Annotated in this window: 18 protein-coding genes and 1 tRNA gene; 3 read left to right on the forward strand and 16 right to left on the reverse strand. The window is 63.2% G+C overall.

Annotated elements, in window-relative coordinates:
* Positions 1 to 47: 47 nt before the first annotated feature.
* The 3 genes from IEY63_RS06185 to nth all read right to left on the reverse strand — a co-directional run bounded on the left by IEY63_RS06185 (position 48) and on the right by nth (position 2763).
* Positions 48 to 770, reverse strand: a complete 723-nt coding sequence (locus tag IEY63_RS06185) for a zinc ribbon domain-containing protein (RefSeq protein ID WP_189068136.1) — start codon at positions 768 to 770, stop codon at positions 48 to 50.
* Positions 771 to 841: 71 nt separating this feature from the next.
* Complete coding sequence (locus tag IEY63_RS06190) at positions 842 to 2098, reverse strand: MFS transporter (RefSeq protein WP_229784524.1); 1257 nt, start codon at positions 2096 to 2098, stop codon at positions 842 to 844.
* Entirely contained in the window at positions 2095 to 2763 is a 669-nt protein-coding gene (gene nth, locus IEY63_RS06195) for an endonuclease III (RefSeq protein WP_189068137.1), read from the reverse strand. Before nth ends, IEY63_RS06190 begins: the two co-directional genes overlap by 4 nt.
* An 87-nt stretch (positions 2764 to 2850) precedes the next feature.
* On the opposite strand from nth, the gene IEY63_RS06200 reads away from it, so the two are divergent.
* A complete protein-coding gene (locus IEY63_RS06200; RefSeq protein WP_189068138.1) occupies positions 2851 to 3072 on the forward strand; it encodes a hypothetical protein in 222 nt (73 codons plus the stop codon).
* An 82-nt stretch (positions 3073 to 3154) separates the two neighbouring features.
* Positions 3155 to 3230: transfer RNA gene (locus tag IEY63_RS06205), tRNA-Trp, on the forward strand.
* Between the two features lie 96 nt (positions 3231 to 3326).
* Here IEY63_RS06205 and IEY63_RS06210 read toward each other — a convergent pair.
* The 4 genes from IEY63_RS06210 to IEY63_RS06225 are packed head-to-tail and all read right to left on the reverse strand — an operon-like array spanning position 3327 to position 6334.
* The gene (locus IEY63_RS06210; protein ID WP_189068139.1) at positions 3327 to 4625 is read right to left on the reverse strand and encodes a tyrosine-type recombinase/integrase; all 1299 of its coding nucleotides are present in this window, start codon (positions 4623 to 4625) and stop codon (positions 3327 to 3329) included.
* Positions 4622 to 4834 (reverse strand): helix-turn-helix domain-containing protein, encoded by a 213-nt coding sequence (locus IEY63_RS06215; RefSeq protein WP_229784525.1) that lies wholly within the window; start codon positions 4832 to 4834, stop codon positions 4622 to 4624. Before IEY63_RS06215 ends, IEY63_RS06210 begins: the two co-directional genes overlap by 4 nt.
* A gap of 55 nt (positions 4835 to 4889) precedes the next feature.
* Complete coding sequence (locus tag IEY63_RS06220; RefSeq protein WP_189068140.1) at positions 4890 to 5270, reverse strand: TubC N-terminal docking domain-related protein; 381 nt, start codon at positions 5268 to 5270, stop codon at positions 4890 to 4892.
* Entirely contained in the window at positions 5264 to 6334 is a 1071-nt protein-coding gene (locus tag IEY63_RS06225; protein WP_268239646.1) for an AAA family ATPase, read from the reverse strand. Before IEY63_RS06225 ends, IEY63_RS06220 begins: the two co-directional genes overlap by 7 nt.
* A gap of 527 nt (positions 6335 to 6861) precedes the next feature.
* Here IEY63_RS06225 and IEY63_RS22150 point away from each other — a divergent pair.
* Positions 6862 to 7071 (forward strand): hypothetical protein, encoded by a 210-nt coding sequence (locus IEY63_RS22150; protein WP_229784526.1) that lies wholly within the window; start codon positions 6862 to 6864, stop codon positions 7069 to 7071.
* A 746-nt stretch (positions 7072 to 7817) separates the two neighbouring features.
* Here the strand turns inward: IEY63_RS22150 and IEY63_RS06235 are convergent.
* The 9 genes from IEY63_RS06235 to IEY63_RS06275 form a co-directional block, all read right to left on the reverse strand.
* Positions 7818 to 8033: a helix-turn-helix domain-containing protein gene (locus IEY63_RS06235; protein WP_189068143.1), complete on the reverse strand. Its 216-nt coding sequence runs from the start codon at positions 8031 to 8033 to the stop codon at positions 7818 to 7820.
* Positions 8034 to 8467: 434 nt separating this feature from the next.
* The gene (locus IEY63_RS06240; RefSeq protein ID WP_189068144.1) at positions 8468 to 9235 is read right to left on the reverse strand and encodes an HD domain-containing protein; all 768 of its coding nucleotides are present in this window, start codon (positions 9233 to 9235) and stop codon (positions 8468 to 8470) included.
* Between the two features lie 130 nt (positions 9236 to 9365).
* Positions 9366 to 9911 (reverse strand): hypothetical protein, encoded by a 546-nt coding sequence (locus tag IEY63_RS06245; protein WP_189068145.1) that lies wholly within the window; start codon positions 9909 to 9911, stop codon positions 9366 to 9368.
* A 217-nt stretch (positions 9912 to 10128) separates the two neighbouring features.
* Positions 10129 to 10704: a hypothetical protein gene (locus IEY63_RS06250; RefSeq protein WP_189068146.1), complete on the reverse strand. Its 576-nt coding sequence runs from the start codon at positions 10702 to 10704 to the stop codon at positions 10129 to 10131.
* Between the two features lie 56 nt (positions 10705 to 10760).
* On the reverse strand, positions 10761 to 13391 hold the full coding sequence (locus tag IEY63_RS06255) for an eCIS core domain-containing protein (protein WP_189068147.1): 2631 nt from the start codon (positions 13389 to 13391) through the stop codon (positions 10761 to 10763).
* Positions 13392 to 13468: 77 nt separating this feature from the next.
* Positions 13469 to 13897: a hypothetical protein gene (locus IEY63_RS06260; protein ID WP_189068148.1), complete on the reverse strand. Its 429-nt coding sequence runs from the start codon at positions 13895 to 13897 to the stop codon at positions 13469 to 13471.
* Positions 13881 to 14120, reverse strand: coding sequence for a hypothetical protein (locus IEY63_RS06265; RefSeq protein WP_189068149.1), 240 nt, complete (start codon positions 14118 to 14120; stop codon positions 13881 to 13883). The genes IEY63_RS06260 and IEY63_RS06265 overlap by 17 nt, the downstream gene beginning before the upstream one ends.
* 200 nt (positions 14121 to 14320) lie before the next feature.
* A complete protein-coding gene (locus IEY63_RS06270; RefSeq protein ID WP_189068150.1) occupies positions 14321 to 15892 on the reverse strand; it encodes a restriction endonuclease subunit S in 1572 nt (523 codons plus the stop codon).
* Positions 15893 to 16011: 119 nt separating this feature from the next.
* Positions 16012 to 17505, reverse strand: coding sequence for a class I SAM-dependent DNA methyltransferase (locus IEY63_RS06275; protein WP_189068151.1), 1494 nt, complete (start codon positions 17503 to 17505; stop codon positions 16012 to 16014).
* Between the last annotated feature and the right edge of the window lie 18 nt (positions 17506 to 17523).

Consider the following 17523-nt stretch of genomic DNA (forward strand, 5'->3'; position numbering starts at 1 on the left):
AACCCCACCCCGCCTTGCTGGCCTGGGGTGGGGTTTTTCCCTGCGGTTTACGCGAGGTCGAGGCGGATCAGGAAGCGGCCGCAGCTGGGGCACTTCACGGGGGGCAGCTTGCCCTGCGCGGCCTTCTGCTGGACGTTCACGGGGAGGTTCACGTTGCAGCCGCTGCAGCGTCCCGCCTTGATCTCCACGACGCCGAGGCCCTTCTTGGCGCGGCGGATCATGTCGTACTCGCGGATGGTGCGCGCGTCGAGGTTCCCGGCGAGCTGAGCGCGTTCCTGACGGTCCGCTTCGCCCTGGTCGCGCAGGCCCTGCACGCGCGCCTCGTCCTGCTCTTCCAGCGCGCCCAAGGAGGGGCGCAGGGCGCGGTGCTGGCCGCGCAGGTCGCTCGCGCGGGCCTGGAGGGTCTGCTGCTGCTCACGCAGCGGGGCGAGGTCCTCTTCGAGCTCGTCGGCGCGTTCGCTGAGCATCTGGATGCGGCTGCCGTACTGTGACTGCGCGCGGGCGTCGAAGGCGTTCTTCTCCTGCTCCTCGCGCGCGCGGCCGACCTGCTCACGGATGCTGGACAGGTCGAGTTCGGTGCGGCGGATGTTCTTCTCGACGCCTTCCAGGGTGATCTCGGTGTCCTCGAGGGCGTTGTTCAGGCGTTCCTGCTCCGCGCGGGCGTCACGCAGTTCAGGAGAAATGTTGCCTTCCTCGTCGCGCAGGCGGTCGAGGTTCAGGTCGAGTTCCTGAACGCGGTGCAGGCGGCGAAGGGGGGAGGTGTCACTCATCACTGGCAGTCTACCCCCGTTCATGAGTTCGGAGGTCAACTGAGTATTCATTTCGCTGTGCGGCGCGGCGCTCACGGGGCGACCGGGGCGGGTGTGGACGTGCGCTGGGCGCGGCGGTACAGGCCCAGGTAGATGGCCAGGACGCTCGCGCCGTACATCAGCAGCGTCCACGCGAACAGCGCGTTGAAGGCCGTGGTGAAGGGCAGCGCGCCGCGCACCACGCCGGACAGGACGCTGCTGATCGCCCAGCCCAGGTCCCACGCGATGAGGTTCACCGCGGAGTACATGGGCCGGTCCTCCTCGGGCAGGGCGGTCATGGCGTAGGCGCTGTACACGGGTCCGGCGGCGTTCATCAGCGCGCCGCGCGTGAACAGGGCGGCCGTGACCATCCACAGCTGCGGCGCGAAGCCCAGCGCCGCCAGGAACGGCAGGCTGCACGCCTGAACGACCAGCACCGCCTGAAGCTGGCCCATGCGGCGCACCAGCAGGGGCTGTAGCAGCGCCGTGGCGGCGGTCGCCAGGCTGGTCCAGGCGAACAGGGTGCCCAGGCCCGCGTACGACACGCTGAATTTCCCCTCAATGAACACGTTCAGGAACGGGATGGTCGCGCCCGCGCCCAGACCCACCAGGATGTTCGGCAGGACCAGCCGGGCCATCGTGGCGCGGTCGCGGACGTGGAAGCTGCGCCCGGTGGGTTTCGTCTTGCCCGTGGGTCTGAGCCACAGGACGGGCAGCAGGCCGACGAGTTGCAGTGCGGCGGCGACCAGCAGCGCGGCCCGCAGCGCCCCCAGGGCGTCCGGGGTAGTGCCGGTACTCTGGGCGTACAGGGTGGGGATCTGGCCGCCCAGCAGGTTCCCCAGGAAGCCCGCGCCGGTCATCAGGGCGTTCTGCACGCTGAACAGCGTGACGCGGCTGCGCTCATCACTGTTGTTCGCCATGAACGGCGACGCGGCCACCATGCTCAGCGCCCCGCCCGCCCCCTGGATGACCGCGCCCACGATGACCAGCAGCGGGCCGCCCGCCAGGACCAGCAGACCCAGGCCCAGAAGGTTTAGCGCCGCGCCGACCTTCAGGGCGTGCGCGTTGCTGATGCGCCGCGCGACCGCCACCGCCGGGAGGCTCAGGCATGCCAGGGTGATGGCGGGCAGCGCGTTCAGGACGCCCTGCCACTCGGCACCCAGGCCCAGCGCGCGCAGGTAGAAGTTGAGGAACAGTGCCGTGAACGCCTGCGACAGCCCGAACGTGAACACCGACGACAGGTACAGCCACACCTGCCGCGAGAACCGCCACGTCTGCCCCCGCTGCGGCCTCAGGTCACCGCCGCTCACACCACGCCCACTTTCGGGCAGAAAGTCGCCATGACGCACGCCTCACACGCGGGCCGCCGGGCTGCGCAGACCCGCCGGCCATGCAGGATCAGCGCGTGATGCAGGAACACCCACCGTTCACGCGGAAACAGCCGCTGAAGGTCCACCTCGACCTTGTCGGGGTTCGTCTGGGTACTCAGACCCAGGCGGCGCGCCAGCCGCCCCACGTGGGTGTCCACCGCAATCGCCGGGTACCCGAACGCGTTCGACAGGACCACGTTTGCCGTCTTGCGGCCCGCGCCGGACAGCGCCACCACCGCCTCAAAGTCGTTCGGCACTTCCCCCGCGTGCCGCTCGACCAGCAGACGCGCCAGCGCCGCCAGGTTGCGGGCCTTGGCGCGGTACAACCCGATCCGGCGGATCAGCGGCTCGATGTCCTCCGCCTCCGCGCGGCTCATGGCGTGCGCGTCCGGGTACGCCTCGAACAGCGCGGGCGTCGCGGCGTTCACGCTCACGTCCGTCGCCTGGGCGCTCAGCACCGTCGCCACCAGCAACTCGAACGGCGTGCGGAACTCCAGTTCCGTCCGCGCGTCCGGATACAGCGCCTCCAGCGCCTGAAGGACCTGCGGCGCCCGCACCCGCGCGCCCGGGGGCAACCGCGCCCCACTCTTCTTCTTCTCCGTCACCACGCCACGCTACACCCCCCTCACGCGGCACGTCCGCGCGCCTGGGACACCGGCAACCCCCACCCGGCAACCCGCGTACCTGGACACATGAGACTCGTCGCGATTCTTCTGGGCATCCTCGCCGCCATCGGCCTGCTGCTGGGCCTGCTCCCGCTGCTGGGCTGGCTGAACTGGCTGATCGTCCTGCCCCCCGCCGTGCTCGGCCTGATCCTCGCCGTCATCGCCAGAGACCGGGGCGCGACCACCCTGAACGTCGCCGTGCTCGCCCTCGCCGCACTGCGCCTGTTCCTGGGCGGCGGCGTCCTGTAAGCCAATTCCCCCACCCCTTCACCCTTGCACGATCCCGGGGTGGGTGCTACTCTGCACAGGCCCGCGTGAACAGCGCGAGAACGGGTCCTTAGCTCAGTTGGTAGAGCGGCGGTCTCCAAAACCGTAGGTCGTGGGTTCAAGTCCTACAGGGCCCGCCACGAAAAACCCCCGCCCAGCGCGGGGGTTTTGCATATGAGTTACCTGGCGATTCGTCCAGTTTGACGTCGCCGGTGTAGTAGCGGTGTAGTAGCGCGTCAGTTCAGCGCGAAAGACGCCGCGGGCGGCGCTGGCGGTACGGTGTCGAAGAGATCCACCACGGTCGCTCGCCGCTCGTTGTCCAGCACATGACGGTACACATCAAGCGTGATCGACACCCGCGCGTGACCCAGCACTTTAGACACCACTTCTGCCGGGACGCCCCGACGCAGGGCCAGCGTGGCATAGGTGTGGCGCAGGTCATGCGGTGAGATGTCAGGGAGCTTCTGTCCACCCTGAACTGCAGCGACTAGGGCTTGCCTCTTCACTCGTGGGACGCCCCTCCACACGTCGCCTTCCAGGCGGGCAGGGTCAGACCACAGGACCACGCTTTCCACCGCCCTCTTGAGGTTGTCCGGATGGGTCCAGTCACCCAATGCCGTGGCGAAGACGGCGCCGGTGTTCATCCACGCTGTCCCTGCTTCACGCCGTGCGACGGCCTGTGCGAGTTGATGGTCCCGTAGGACGGTGACCAGTGAAGGTGGCAGGTGGACATCGCGGCGGGAGTTGATGGTTTTCGGACTGCCTGTCTCGATCCCACTGATGCCCATCACCCGTGCTTGCCGGATCCGGAGGACGCTCCGTTCGAGATCCACGTCATCCCAGGTGAGCCCCATGACTTCACCTCGCCGGAGACCCACACTGACGGCCGTGAAGACAGCGGGCCACAGGCGGCACATCCCGGCAGCGTGCAGCGCGGTACCCACCGTGTGCAGCCGGGCGGCCTGATCGAAGTCCAGGGGCTCGCCGGCTGATTCATGTCTGGGCGCCTTGACGCGCTTCACGCCTTCTAGGGGATTGACGTAGATGATCTGGTCCGTGACCGCCTCCCGGAATACTGATCGGAGCCGGGTCAGGACATGCGCCTGGGTGCGCGTCGACATGGTGTTGCCGCGGCGCATCTCTCTGCGGGAGAGGCGGACCGTCAGGTCTTTCAGGTGGTGCGGCCGGACGTCCTGAAGCCGCATGCTGCCGATGTGCTCCAGGGCGTAGTCCAGTTCCTCCCCGTATCGTTTGGCGGTCCGTGGGCTGACCTCCAGTTGCCGGTTCTTCCAGCGTTCGGCGTATTCGGCGACCGTCACTTTTTCCGGGGCACCAATCAGGCCTCGTGAGAAATCGGCCTGGGCCTTGTTCATGGCATCATGCGCCGCTTTCTTGGTCGCTGCCCGGCCAGAGCGAGTGATGCGGCTGCCGTCGGTGCGGTAGCCCAGCGTGACCTGCCACCGGTATCCGTCCCCGTCCTTCCAGACGGTGCCCTGGCCGTTGCCACGTCCCTTGGTCTTCCTGGGTGCCGTCATCGTTGATCCTCCGTTGTTGAGCTGGTGATCAGGTCGAGTTGTAGGGCGTCGAGGATGCGCTGCCAGTTGTCGGGAACCTGCCCGCTCGTGCCGCTCAGGAGGCGAGTGACATTGGGGCGCTGGAGGCCCGTGAGATCGGCCAGCTGCTGCTGCGTGATGCCTCGCTCTTTCATGATGTCCCGGACTTGCTGGCGTATATGATCATTCACCCATCAAGGGTATCACTAATTGATACTATCGGGATTGAGCACACCTATCGTGACATCACTGTGCCCAGCCCGACTGAGCCGCCTCCAGATCTCGAACCTGCCGCTGTGGCTCCACACCGATGGCGTGTAGAGCAGCGCAGGCCAGAACAAACTGACCCAGATCAGACACCATGCCAGAAGGTAGGAAGCCGGGTCGACTGAGCTGATTGGCTACCGCAGCCCGCACAATGCGGTGTAAGGGTGGCGGCAGGTTGCAACACGTGGAGGTGGCTTGGCGTCGAAGTTCGCTCAGAAGTTCCCCTTTCAGTGCTCCGATGCGCTGGGACAACTCCGGCGTCATGCTCCCAGCCGGGAATTCCGCATGGAGCTGGTCGCCTAAAACCGTCAGGGTGATCCCCCGCTGGTTGAGTTCCAGCAGCAGTTCGCGCGCTACCACGTCTGGGACTCAATGTCCGGACGACCGCTCGGCTCAACCTCGTTGCCGCTCTGTGACAGTCCGTAGAGGCCATGGCTCAGTCGCTGAATCTGCCCAGACTCCACCAGGAATTTCAGGGCGCGGTCAACTGTGCTTCCCGATCCCAGCTCATGACGTGACCGAGCACCTGACTGCAGGGCGCCAAGGATGGCCTGTCGCGCCTGACCCGTCCGGTCGAGTCCCTCCTTTTGATCTGGTCGTATCCGTGCGCCAGCCTCTCCTAGAGCGGTGAGCGTCAGTTGATGCAGCCGGCCTCCAGCAGTCTGGAAATCCAGCCTAGTGCGAAATGGCCTGAATGGAGCCGCATTGCTTTTGTCGACACTCCAGCGCGTCACGACATGGTCTTCGTATGACTCGCTTTCCAAAGCTACCGAGACGCGCGCCCAGGCCCGCTTCTGCTGACTACCTATCGGCGTTGGAACCCCATTGCCTGTTGCGGCGGCTTTGGTGGCATGGTCAATAACCAGGACAGCGGCACCTGCAGTTCGGGCAGGATTCAATCCTGCCCGGAGGGCGAGTGCGACATCCTGACCACTGTTCGTGTCCCCCATCATCATCTGCCCTAAGGAGTCGCAGATTACGAGGTCAATGCTGTGCTCTCTGACCGTACAGGCGATGTCAGGCCCGAGTGCCTCCAGGGATTGCAGAGTGTCCTCCCCAGGCAAGATGCACGCCTCCGTGTTGGGGCTATAGCACTTGAGCTGTGAGTGCAGGTCCTCCCGGCCAATACCGCGAAATGCGGCTTTGAACAGGTCCATGTTCCACTCTATGGAGCCGTCGAAATCCAAGTACAGGACACGTAAACCGCGCTCAATGGTGGGCAGCTCTGCGAAAGGCACACCCGCAACCAGACAAGCGGCCAAGTGCGCTGCGTGGGCAGTCTTACTGACCCCTGGTTGCCCGAACAGGATGGTGCCTGCGCCACGTGCTAAGAACCTCTCCACCAGCCACTCCACAGGTTGCACAGGGAGCGATGTACTGAAGTCGAAGAGGGGAAGACTCCGGGGTTCGCGCTTTAAAGTCACCTGCGCCTCCCAGCACGCCGGAGCTTCGCCTGGTACTTCTGCCAGGCAGAGATCGCCAACTCGTGCGGCCCCACCACGTCAAACCCCTGGCCGTGGTGTGGTGGTGTACCGCGAGGCGGATGCATCTCATCCGCTGTCGACGGGCTGTACAGGACTGCTGCCTGCAGCAGGTGCCGTAACTGAGTGCGAAGGTGCCCCAGGCCACCCATTCCAGCCAAGTCGCAGAAATCGCCGGATTGGAGGTGCGGCAAGATCCACACTTGCCGCGCCCCAGCAGCGGTCATCAGACGGGCAAGCCGTGCCACACATGCGCGCCCCGCGTCATCCGCATCCGCGTACAGGTAGACGTCACGCCCAGCACAACCTTCCAGATGGGGGAGACCATTAGCGCCCGCCAGTCCCTGAACGTCCAGGCGGCTCCCTGACTCGCTCAAGGCGCGCGCAGCGACTGCTGCGTTCAATTCACCCTCAACGATCAGGATCCGTTTCGCTGTGCCGTACTGAGGTGAGCACCAGGCGGGAGCACCATGTCCACTCAAACGGTAGACGTACCGCCCGAGGCCAGGCAGTTCCAGCAGGTTGCGGACCTTGAGTCCCCATGGGCGGCCGTCTGGGCCATTCAGGAAGAACGCCAGGGCACCCTCGCGAGCAAGCGGGCGACCGTCGGCCATCCAGTAGTCGCGGCGCAACTGACCGACCTGAAGATCAGGCCAGCCCAGCAATCCACGCCGGTCTAATTCTTGTGCCGCGGGTGATTCGCTGGTCAGAGGTGCCAGCAGCGCAGTAGCACGCCGCAGCTCCGTCGGACTCAGGGGGTGCAGTCGGTTGCTCACATGTTCTGGGGGCTTCGTCGCAGACGTTGAAGATGGCCGCGGCGCGGGGAAGGGCGATGACATGCTGGCAGCCTGTGCCAGCAAAGAGAAGGCCTCTTGTGGAGGGAGACCGAAGGCCAGCAGCAGCGCGTACGCGTCTCCTCCCGCGGCATCTCCGCTATGGCGTTTCCACCGCCAGCGTCCCCCGGTCTGGCGGTACACGCTGAAGCTCGGATGCCTTTCCTCATACCCTGGCCGCGGGTCACAGATCACGCCTCCTCGGTCCGCGTTCAAGCCCCTTATTGCATCTGGTCCACAGAGGGAGGCGATCAACGTGGGTAGATGCACCACGTTCAACAGGTCGGGCAGGCTCATCCCTGAACCTCCGGCGCTTTGGTGTGTCCCCACATCAGTTCAACCTCAGATGCGGTTGGCCCTGTAACCACAGCTGCAAGCTCTCCGGCGTGTGCTTCCGCGCTATGTGCCACAGATCGACCCGCTCAACTGTCGCGCGGTTGACGAGGAAATCGAAGTCTGCGCGACGGACCAACAGGTAGGCGCCCCGACCACGGCGTCCCACCTGGACATGCGGCAGGAGGCGAACGAGCCGGGTGGCCAGGTCACGCCCCAACCCGTACTCCGAGCGCAGATCACCAATGGACAGCAACTCGCTACTCATCCTGCCCCCCCGCCTGCCGGTGAAGGAAGCTCTGCACTGCCTCTCTGGGAACCAGCCACTTACGGCCAAACTTCTGTGACGCCAGCTCTCCGGTTGTCAGGAGCTTGATCACGCTGTTTCTGGATAGATTCAGCGAGGTCATGACCTCCTGCACGGTGTACACGAGCGGGGCAATTTTAGGACTCGAGTCCTGTTTTCTTCTGGGCATAGTGAGCCCTCCTCCCAGCCTGCGGGCTGGGTCGGTTTGGTGAAGGCCTGCCAGAAGAAGAGGACTGCTAAGCTGCAGATCCCCTGTGTCTTCTGGTGCAGGCGGTCAAAAGGAGGGGTCGCACATGATTGGCGTCGCGTCGACCCTTCCTTGCGTTTTGATCCTCTTTCTCGCTTCTCCGTGCCCTCCATCGCACTGATCGGGATCATGACATGAGAGCTGCCAAACTTCTACTCAATACCCCTGTCACGTGGAGGTGACAGGGGTTCTTTTAGTCAAATCGATCTGTCACGCTGGGGTGACAAAAATTAAATAACTTATGTCTGGCGATGCTATGAAATACTAACGTAATCTAGGCTATCCTGTATTTTTGTCACGTGGAAGTGACAGTCGGAACTGAATGATTGGTGCAGGATTAGTAAAGACACTGCATGTCAGTTGAATTTTGTCGGGGTCAAGTGATTCTGGTTAAATTCCTTCAGTGGTGCGGCGGCAATCACTTTCTCTTCGTGGGCGCCGCAAGCTTGCTCAAGCGCTGTGACGGTTCGGTCAAGTTCTGCGAAGAGTGCCTGAAGACGCGGTCGCCCCTGTGCGCCGGGTGCGTGGCGATACGCGCTAACGAGCAGGCGGTAGTACTGCAAAGTTCCCTCCTGCCCTGCACTGAAGCGTTCAAAGAATGCCACGCGGCTCTCTGGACTGTCCCCAAACGCCAGGACGTCCGCGAGGATCGCGCGGGCATTGTGTAGCTTGTCCGACGCACTCACCAGCAGCGACGCCGCACCCTCGACATGCTCGGTGTCAATCAACCTGCGGAGATACGCAATCTTGCGTTCTGACCAAGGCGCCTTCTTCCCTTCGACCAGTGCCGTTTCCTCGGTCGCGCCGGACACCAATTTCTCGACCTGTTCACCGAACTCCTGCCGGATCACGCGGCGTAATTCCTCTCTGGTCTCCCCGCGCCTTGCCACGTCGGTCTGGATGTTCTCCGGGCCGTCCTCCAGCGCGTCATGTAACAGCGCAGCGATGGCCTCATCCTCAGACGCACCAAATTCCAGGGCGATGGACGCGACGCCCAGCAGGTGGGAGAGGTACGGCACGGTGGCCGTCTCGTCTTTCGGTACCTTGCGGTACTGCCCGGCATGCCAGTGGTGCGCCCGCTCCAGGGCGTGCAGGAAACGGCCGGTCAGGGGGAAGTCGCTCATGCGGCCATCCTACAGATCGCTGAGTCTTCTTAAGCCATAGAGCCCATCAGCCTGCATTCCATTCACAGACAGCGGCAGATTCTGGTTGTCAGCCCTGAAGCGTGCCCAGTCCATCACTTGGCACCATCAATCAAGGCCGCACCAGATAACGCTCGTGTGCCTCTGAGAGTGTGGTCAATCTCAGGAGGGAGATCAGGGACGACGAATCACGGTCGTACCGGATGAGCCATTGACCTTGACGTTGATCCAGGTGCAGCCCGACACGGTACTGCAGTTGAGGAATCGGGTGGTCGGCTTCAACGCGTTGCATGGCCTCACTCAAGAGCATCTGATCGTGCTCCGGTGGGAGCAGGCGACCGTCTGCGCTGTAGCTGTAACCCATCAGCAGCATCGCCTGATCCACCACGGCGTCAATGTCCTTGACCCGAATGTCCAGTTGAACGGTGGCCGCCGTGGCCGTCTGCTCAAGCGTCTCGACCTGGAACTGGTAGTTCTCGGGATCGTAGGCGTGGCTCTGGGCCAGTGCGGCGGCAGCCGCTGCATTCATCTTCCCCCAGAATGTTTCCAGAGGTGAGCCGCGGCTGGAGTCCATGCCCCCCAACCGGCCGATGGTATTGATGTCGTTGGCGATGAGCGCCTGCGCGTACTGCTGGGCCACCTGTGCAGGCTGATGCATCCCTGTCCTCCCGCTCGAATAGAACGCCAGTGCCCCGCATAGACTCAGCACGAGGGCGCAAGGCAGCAGGACTCCGAGGCGCATCTCAGGGCCTCCTGCTCAATGCCACGTTCACCTGCTGGCGGGTCGAAGCGGGCAGTGTTCCCTGAATACTGCGAATGGCGAATGAGCTTCCCGGATTCATTCGGTCGGCACTCGTGGTGATCAAGAGGCGGTCCTACCTGACCAGATAGGTCTCATTGGCATCCAGGAGGTCACCTCGACGAATCACCCCCACAAGGGCCACCGTCTTGGGATCTTGTGGGTCCAGAATCCATCGGCCATCCTGCTGAACGGTTCGCACAGAGAGTCTGTAATGGAACGGCTTGATATTGGGATCTTCTCTGGCCCGCCGTTCAGCTTCATCAACGTCCATCTTTGGTTCTTCAGGAGCGACGAGCATTCCAGCAGCGTCCGTCGTGAAGCCCAACAGTTCATCCGTGCGGTGCGCAATGGCACTGTAGTTGGGGCGGTAGAGGTCAACTTGAATGTTGACGCCATTGTCGGTGGTGTCTGTTTCCAGGGTGTTCCATCGATAGTCAGTTAACTGCTGCGCCTGTCCCTGCCAGTACTGTTGCAACTGGTCGCCCAGCAACTTTCCGAACACCTGACTCATAGGCGTTCCATTCTCGGAATTCAGTCCAAGAAGGCGACCCATAGCATTGACGTCTTCTTCAATGGTTGCCGTGATAAAATTGTCTACCACCGTAGCTGGTTTTAACACGGCTTCCCGGCCATTCATCGCAATTCCCATGTAAGCTCCTGCTGCCAGAATCAGGGCAGTTGCGGGGATTAAGGTGGCTGCCCGTTTCATCGATACATCGCCGCCGGCACGTTCTTGCGTTTGAGAAGGGTGGAAACCTGCTCCTTCACCGAGTCGGGCAGCGAGGCGTAAATTCTCTGAGCGCTTCTGCGGTTGAGGTCATTGTCCCCGGCCTCGTACCACTTCTCAATCTGGTTGGTGGCGTTCATAACCCCGAGAGTCTCGTAATAATTGCCGTTAATCAGCATGGTCTCTGCGCGTAAACGCTGATTTTTGTCTTCCAAAGTGCTGATGAGTGTCTGTGCATCCACCATATTGACCAACAGGTGCAGATCGCCTTTTGCGAAAGAGGCCCTGAGAATGCTGACGATGAGAACGTCGTCTTTCCCGGAAGCCACAGGGATGGCACCTATGACTGGCACTGGCATGGGCTGTATCCGCATTGCTGGATTCTTGATCAGTGTCAGGAGAATCTCGGCCCGGTCGTATACGGAAGTTTTAGCGGCAGCCGCTGGATTGTTGAACGTCTTCTGCCACTGGGCGACCTGACTTTCAAAAGTGTCCAGTTGACTGCCAATGGCCCCCTCTGCGCCGCGCACAATACGGTTCCCCCAGGTGGCGTTGATGCCCTCCATGCTGGGTCGCATCCTCGCCGGCTGAATCTGGCTCAGGGGCGCGATGTTCTGCCCAGGGACATTCCCTGCCACGTTGCCGACCAATCGACCATCCCGCAGTGTGTACGGGTTTGGCGGCACCTTCCCCTGAGCGACCATCATTTCCATGCGTCGCCAAGTCTCCAGTCGCTCTGCCGACATGTCCGCGCCCAGCAGGTGCCGCATGGCCCCTGAAGTCCAGTTGAGATAGGACATCGCGTCTATGGCCTTCGCTGCGCCGCCCACTTTGTCTGGGAGGAGCTTTTTCATGTCTGCAAACATGCTTCGAGAGGCATTGTCGAATACACCGCCCATGCGGAAAAAATCTGCGCGGAAGTCGGATGGTTGGGCGCCATACGCCTTCTGGTAGCTCTGGGCGACCCATGACTCCGCGCGCGGAAGATCGAACCGGATGTGGGCGAGCATGGCTGACACCAGAGAAAAGACAGAATTGGGCAGTTGGGTCACCTGGTTTGCGCCCTGCATCCGCAGTGCGGTATCGAAGGACGCTTTCCAGTGAGGCTCAACCTTGTTCTTGATCGCCGTCAGATTGTCGGCGTAGAGCTTGTCGAAGTACAGCACGCACTGCATGACGTACGACGGGTAGTCATACGTTTTCTGCTCAGCGAACAGAATTTCGTTCTCCGTGACGTGACTATACACGCGCGCAAACCAGTACCGATAATCCCGCACTCCGGTTCTATCTGGCTTGAGCATGGTAGCGGCCCGTTGCCGTTGTCCGGTCAGCAATTGGCGGGCACCTGCAAGTAACACGCGGTACTTCTGCTCGTCCTCCACCACGTTGGGGTTTGGGGGATTGGCCTCGTCGCGAACGGGAGGATGGCCGCGCAGCTTGCCACTCTGCCGCCATTTGCTGGCAGTGGCAGGCGCCGCAGCCTTTCGTTGCACGACGTTGGGTGTTGTCCTGCTGAGAGAAGTCTGGAGCCGTGCGGGTGCTGAGCCTGAGGACCTGGGCAGGGTGCGGCTGAGTCGGGCACCCATGTTCCTGGCTTCGCTTTCCAGTCCGGCGTCGGGGTCGATGCCCCGCCCGACACGGCCCTGGCTCTGCTGGACCGTGTGCGTCACCTCATGCGCCAGCAACTCCAGTCCAGTCTGCGTGTTTGGGTTGAATCGCCCTGCCCGGAAAAAGATGTCCGTCCCTGTCGTGAACGCCACCGCATTCACGCCCTGGGCCAGCCGGTCCGCCTCGGTGTCGTCGTGAATCCGCACGCGGCTCAGGTCGTGATTCAGTCCCTGCTCCAGGTGCCGCTGGATCCCCTCCGGGAGGGGATTCCCTGCGCCCCTCCGGGCCTGGATGCGCTGCAACACGGGCTGGGTCGCTTCGGCGTCCAGCTCGGCCAGCTGGCGTTGTAGCGAGGTCAACGCATCGAAGTTCAGGGCTGCCTGCTCCTGCGCCATCTGACGTTGCAACGCTTCGTCTGTTGCCCGTTGGAGGGGCATGCGCTCGGCGGGAGAGACCATGCCGAGCACCACGCGAGACACCGGGGCGCTCAGCGCGTGGCGTTGCAGCGTGGCGAGGTGCTCCCCGTACGTGGCGTACCGGGCCGCTGGTTCGCCCCGATCCATGCGGAACCCCTGCCCCAGGGACTGGGCGACCTGGCGTTGCAGGGTCTGGAACTCCCCGAAGGTGCGGGTATCCAGCCGCTGACCTGCCACGGTCTCGGCGCGGGCGCGCATGACGGTCACCCAGTCGGACGGCGTGACGGGCCGCGCGGGAACCGGAGCCATAACTTCCCGCTGAACGCCCGGCGCCTCACTCAGGGCGGCCACCTGCCGCTGCACCACGTCGCGGGCACTGGAGAGGCGGGCCTCCTCCTGCCGCTGCAACGTCGCCGCGCGCAGCACCGGCTGAACCGCCTGCCCCTGGGCACGCGTGGGCGTGCTCAAGAGGCGCTGCACCGACAACGCCTGCCCGGAGGACTCCTGAGCTGGGCGGTGCAACGCCTCCTGGGCCGCGCGCACCCGGCTGGCCTTCCGCTGAAGCAGATGAACGCGTTCGGACATGACCGGCAGGTTACCCCGCAGCTGACCCGCCGGTGAGCAAAAGTGACCATCCCCGCCCGCCGGCGTCCAGCACGGCGTTACTCCGCCTGCTGGTTGCTCCCTTGTTCTCCTGTCAGGGCCTGCACGTTCGGCAGGCAGCGCCGCAGGGACCAGTCCACGTCACCGGCTTCCAGCGCTTCGGTCTGTACGAACATCAGGTGGTTGCGCAGCATGACGCTCATCCGCACGGCGTCCCGCTCGCGGTGATCACCGCGGAAGTACCACGCCTCTTCCTCCAGCCCATGCCCACGCACCAGGTACACCACGTAGTGCGGGTGAACCTCCTGCCCGTACGAAGTGAGCCGCACGACCCGGTACGGTGCGGTCAGGTGCTCGAACATCATCCACTGAGCCTGCCCAATGGCCTGCACCCGACTGTTGCCCGCACGTCGAACCTCCGCCCGATAACCCTCGTACGCGCGCATCGCGGCGTCCACCGGCAGGATCACGTTAGTCCCAGAGGACACCGGCACCCTCCTCATTCACACTCAGGTCACCCGAGCAGACCGGGCAGCGCCCCTCGAACGGCTCCCACTCGTGATCGGGACTTTCCGGGCAGCGCAGCTTCCGCTGCCGCCAGCTGAACGCCACGCCATCACCCCTGGACGTGTACTTCGGCTCCAGCCACTCCACGTCGTGCAACTCCTGGCAGGTCACGCAACTGATCGTCAGCGTGTAAGCCCGACGCATGCCCGCGTCAGGCCCGCCTGCCACGACCGCCTGATACCCGCACTGCGGGCAGTTGTGTTCCTTCTGATACCCCACGGTGAACCTCCCTGGCCCTGCACCCTAACGGGCACACCGATCAGGCGCACGCGCACCTGCCCGCACGCGTGAAAAAAGCCGCGCGTCCCCGCCCGACGGGGGCACCGCGCGACTCCCAATTTGCCTTACTCCGCGTCGTCGAACAGGCCGACCTGCCGCGCACCCTGCGCCCGCGTCAGCTTCTGCTCTTCCAGTTGCCGCAGGGCGTCCTCGAAACTGCTGGCCTGCGGGATGCCCACTCCGGGCGGGCGACCCCGACCCCTGGGGGCTGCGCTGGCCTCCACCGCTTCAGGCACCGCTGCGGGCTGGCCCGCCGGTTCACTGACCGCCTCGCGCACTTTGGGTGGGCGACCGCGCCGCTTCGGTTCCGCGCCTTCCGCACCCGCCTGCGCGTTCGCTCCGGGTGGGCGTCCCCGGCGTTTCACCTCCGCTCCGTCCCCGATGCCCGCTGCGGTTTTTGCGGGGCGACCCCGACCACGCTTCCCGCCTTCCGCTTCCCGCGCGGCGCGGATGCGCTCCAGCAGCACCGATGCGGGCTCGTCGTTCGGGTCCTGCGGCACCAGTTCCCCCCGGAACGCCTTGGCCAGCAGCGCCGGCGTCATGCGGTCGAAGGACGACAGGGCCGCCGCGTACTTCGCCTCAATACGATCCGCGATAGCAAAGAGAGATTCGACACGACGGACGATTTCAGCTTGCTCAGCAAGAGGAGGAAGCTGAAAAACTGTTCCTCTGATGTCGCCCAAAGTGAGGCCAACTTTCGTAGCTCCTCGCTGAATGTTCTTTAGATGAGCCAAGCCACCATTTGGCGCTGTCAAAAAGTATGCCAAATATCGTGCATTGTTTTCTGGCTTCGGTCGAGCCATACAGATATGCTGGTTAATATACGCCTCGCCAATGTCGTGATCGATATGGGCGATCATTCCCACGTCTGCCGTAATTGAAATCAGAATGTCGTCTACTTGAACTCGTGTGCGTAATCCCTCTGCTCCGCGGGGAGGTTTTACATGTTGGATGTTACGTAAATCAAGGGCTATGTTATGGTGTTCGAGATTCCCAATGCGTAGAAAAATGCTGCCTGATTCTGAATAGTATTCAGCCCATCCTCTTGAACCACTGGTAATAAAACTAAAGACATCATGCCCTGTAGCCTTCTCCCACTCTGCGTCTCCGCCTCCCCGCCATTCCCGCGTCAACTCCCCGCTCACTGCGGCGCTGAGGACGCTCTGGCGGAAGCGTTTCAGGAGCTTCGGTACGCGCTCCAGCCGCTCCCGCCCCGACTCCACACGCGCCAGCAGAGCATCAAGCTTATCGGCAATGCGGACTTGTTCGGGAAGCGGTGGTAGAGGAAGCTCAACAGCCCGAAGCTGCTTCAGGACGAGACGTTTGATTGCTGTTCCAGTCATGTCGCCCGTTAGCCTGCGAAACGTTGCCGGACTGTTCAGCCAGTGCTTCAAGAATCGAGGATCGAGGACGTTGTGGATTGGTTTGATCAGCGCAACGCTGGAGAGCAGCGAAAATGGCTCGGATGTAGAATTGTTCACCGCAATTCCGGTGGTTGCACCATCCTTGATGTAAAGAACATCGCCAAGTTCAACCGGGCAGCGTGCGTAGATTTCACGATGTACATCAGCTGTCACATACGTGACATTGTCTAAGTCAAGACCCCACCTGCGAATGTTCTTGGCGGTGACGTACATGAAGTCGCCCTGTGGACCGTTCGTGGGCGAGAAGTGGGTCCCATCCGTAACGAGAGCGCAGCAATCATTGAGTGTCGTTTCTATCCAACCGGCTGCCGCCGCTTCTATGTCCTCCCCAATCACGCCAGCACCCCAGCCTCTTCCAGCAATTTTTCGTCTTCGCCCAGTTCCAGCAGGATGGCGCGGAGTTCTTCCATTGCGCCTGCCAGTTCCGTCAGGGTTTCCTCGGCCAGCTGGGCGGGTTCGGGCAGGTCGCCCTGCTCGGCGCTGTCGTCTTTCAGCCAGCTGATGTCCAGGCTGTTGCCGCGTTCGGCGATCTGTTCGCGGGTGAAGCGGCGGAAGCGGCCTTCGGGGCCCGTGTCCACGCGGGCGGCCAGGGCGTCGGGGCCGCCGTAGGGGTCGGGGCCGAAGGCGGTTTCGAAGTCGGTGAAGTACTCGCGGGTGAAGGGGGTGCGTTTGCCGAACTGGGGCATGTTGGCGCGCAGGTCGTACACCCAGACTTCTTTGGTGTTGCCTTTGTCGCTGGTGCCGCGCGTGAAGAACAGGACGTTGGTTTTGACGCCCTGCGCGTAGAAGATCCCGGTGGGGAGGCGCAGGATGGTGTGCAGGGTGCATTTGTCCATCAGGTCCGCGCGGATCTGTTTGCCGATGCCGCTTTCGAACAGGACGTTGTCGGGGAGGATGACGGCGGCGCGGCCGTAGGTTTTCAGGGCGCGGTAGATGTGTTGCAGGAACGCGAATTGTTTGTTGCTGGTGACGAAAGTCAGGTCGTCGCGGGTGGGGGTGCCGCCGCCCTTTTTGGTGCCGAACGGGGGGTTGCTGAGGATCAGGGTGGCTTTGGGGAGTTTCTGGTGGTCGCTGCTCAGGGTGTCGCCCAGGCGGATGCCGCTGCGTTCGGGGTCGTTGGCGAGGCCGTGCAGCATGAGGTTCATCAGCGCGAGGCGTTGCGTGTCGGGGACGAGTTCCATGCCGTGGAAGGCGTTCTCGTAGTACGCCCGTTGTTTGGTTTCGGGCCAGGAGTATTCGTCTTCGTGGGTGGTGATGTGGTGGTGTGCGGCGATCAGGAAGCCGCCGGTGCCTGCGGCGGGGTCCTGGATGATGTCGTCGCTGGTGGGTTGCATGACGGTGACGATGCTGTCGATCAGTGGGCGGGGCGTGAAGTACTGCCCGGCCCCTGATTTCTTCTCGTTGGCGTTCTTGGCGAGCAGCCCTTCGTACAGGTCGCCCAGCCCTTCTTCCTTCGCGGAGTACCAGTCGAGCGCGTCGATGTCCGTGACGAGTTTGCTGAGGGTGGCGGGTTTGCGGATGAAGGAGCTGGCGTCGGCGTAGATCATCCGCACGAGGGGCGCGGGGCTCTTGCCGAGGTCCAGCAGCGTCTGCCGGTAGTGGTCCAGCCGGTCGGGTGCGGAGGCGGCCTTCAGGGTGTCCCAGCGGTTCTGCGGGGGGATGTTGATGCCGCCGTCGCGGCCTTCTTCCTGCCCGGTTTCCTTGGCCATCTTCAGGAACAGCAGGTAGGTCAGTTCGGTGACGTACTGGTGGAACGTGACGCCGTCGTCACGCAGGTCGTTGCAGAGGTTCCAGAGTTTCTGGACGATGTCGACAGTGCGGGTCATGAATACCCCAGATTGTGC

This window comes from Deinococcus radiotolerans (assembly GCF_014647435.1).
In the GTDB taxonomy this organism is placed as follows: Bacteria; Deinococcota; Deinococci; order Deinococcales; family Deinococcaceae; genus Deinococcus; species Deinococcus radiotolerans.

Bases quoted from the DNA above. Each gene is read 5' to 3' on its own strand.
- IEY63_RS06185 (WP_189068136.1), bottom strand. From the start codon at position 770: ATGAGTGACACCTCCCCCCTTCGCCGCCTGCACCGCGTTCAGGAACTC.
- IEY63_RS06200 (WP_189068138.1), top strand. From the start codon at position 2,851: ATGAGACTCGTCGCGATTCTTCTGGGCATCCTCGCCGCCATCGGCCTG.
- IEY63_RS06210 (WP_189068139.1), bottom strand. From the start codon at position 4,625: ATGACGGCACCCAGGAAGACCAAGGGACGTGGCAACGGCCAGGGCACC.
- IEY63_RS22150 (WP_229784526.1), top strand. From the start codon at position 6,862: ATGTCCACTCAAACGGTAGACGTACCGCCCGAGGCCAGGCAGTTCCAG.
- IEY63_RS06235 (WP_189068143.1), bottom strand. From the start codon at position 8,033: ATGCCCAGAAGAAAACAGGACTCGAGTCCTAAAATTGCCCCGCTCGTG.
- IEY63_RS06240 (WP_189068144.1), bottom strand. From the start codon at position 9,235: ATGAGCGACTTCCCCCTGACCGGCCGTTTCCTGCACGCCCTGGAGCGG.
- IEY63_RS06245 (WP_189068145.1), bottom strand. From the start codon at position 9,911: ATGCATCAGCCTGCACAGGTGGCCCAGCAGTACGCGCAGGCGCTCATC.
- IEY63_RS06250 (WP_189068146.1), bottom strand. From the start codon at position 10,704: ATGGGAATTGCGATGAATGGCCGGGAAGCCGTGTTAAAACCAGCTACG.
- IEY63_RS06255 (WP_189068147.1), bottom strand. From the start codon at position 13,391: ATGTCCGAACGCGTTCATCTGCTTCAGCGGAAGGCCAGCCGGGTGCGC.
- IEY63_RS06265 (WP_189068149.1), bottom strand. From the start codon at position 14,120: ATGCGTCGGGCTTACACGCTGACGATCAGTTGCGTGACCTGCCAGGAG.
- IEY63_RS06270 (WP_189068150.1), bottom strand. From the start codon at position 15,892: ATGTACGTCACCGCCAAGAACATTCGCAGGTGGGGTCTTGACTTAGAC.
- IEY63_RS06275 (WP_189068151.1), bottom strand. From the start codon at position 17,505: ATGACCCGCACTGTCGACATCGTCCAGAAACTCTGGAACCTCTGCAAC.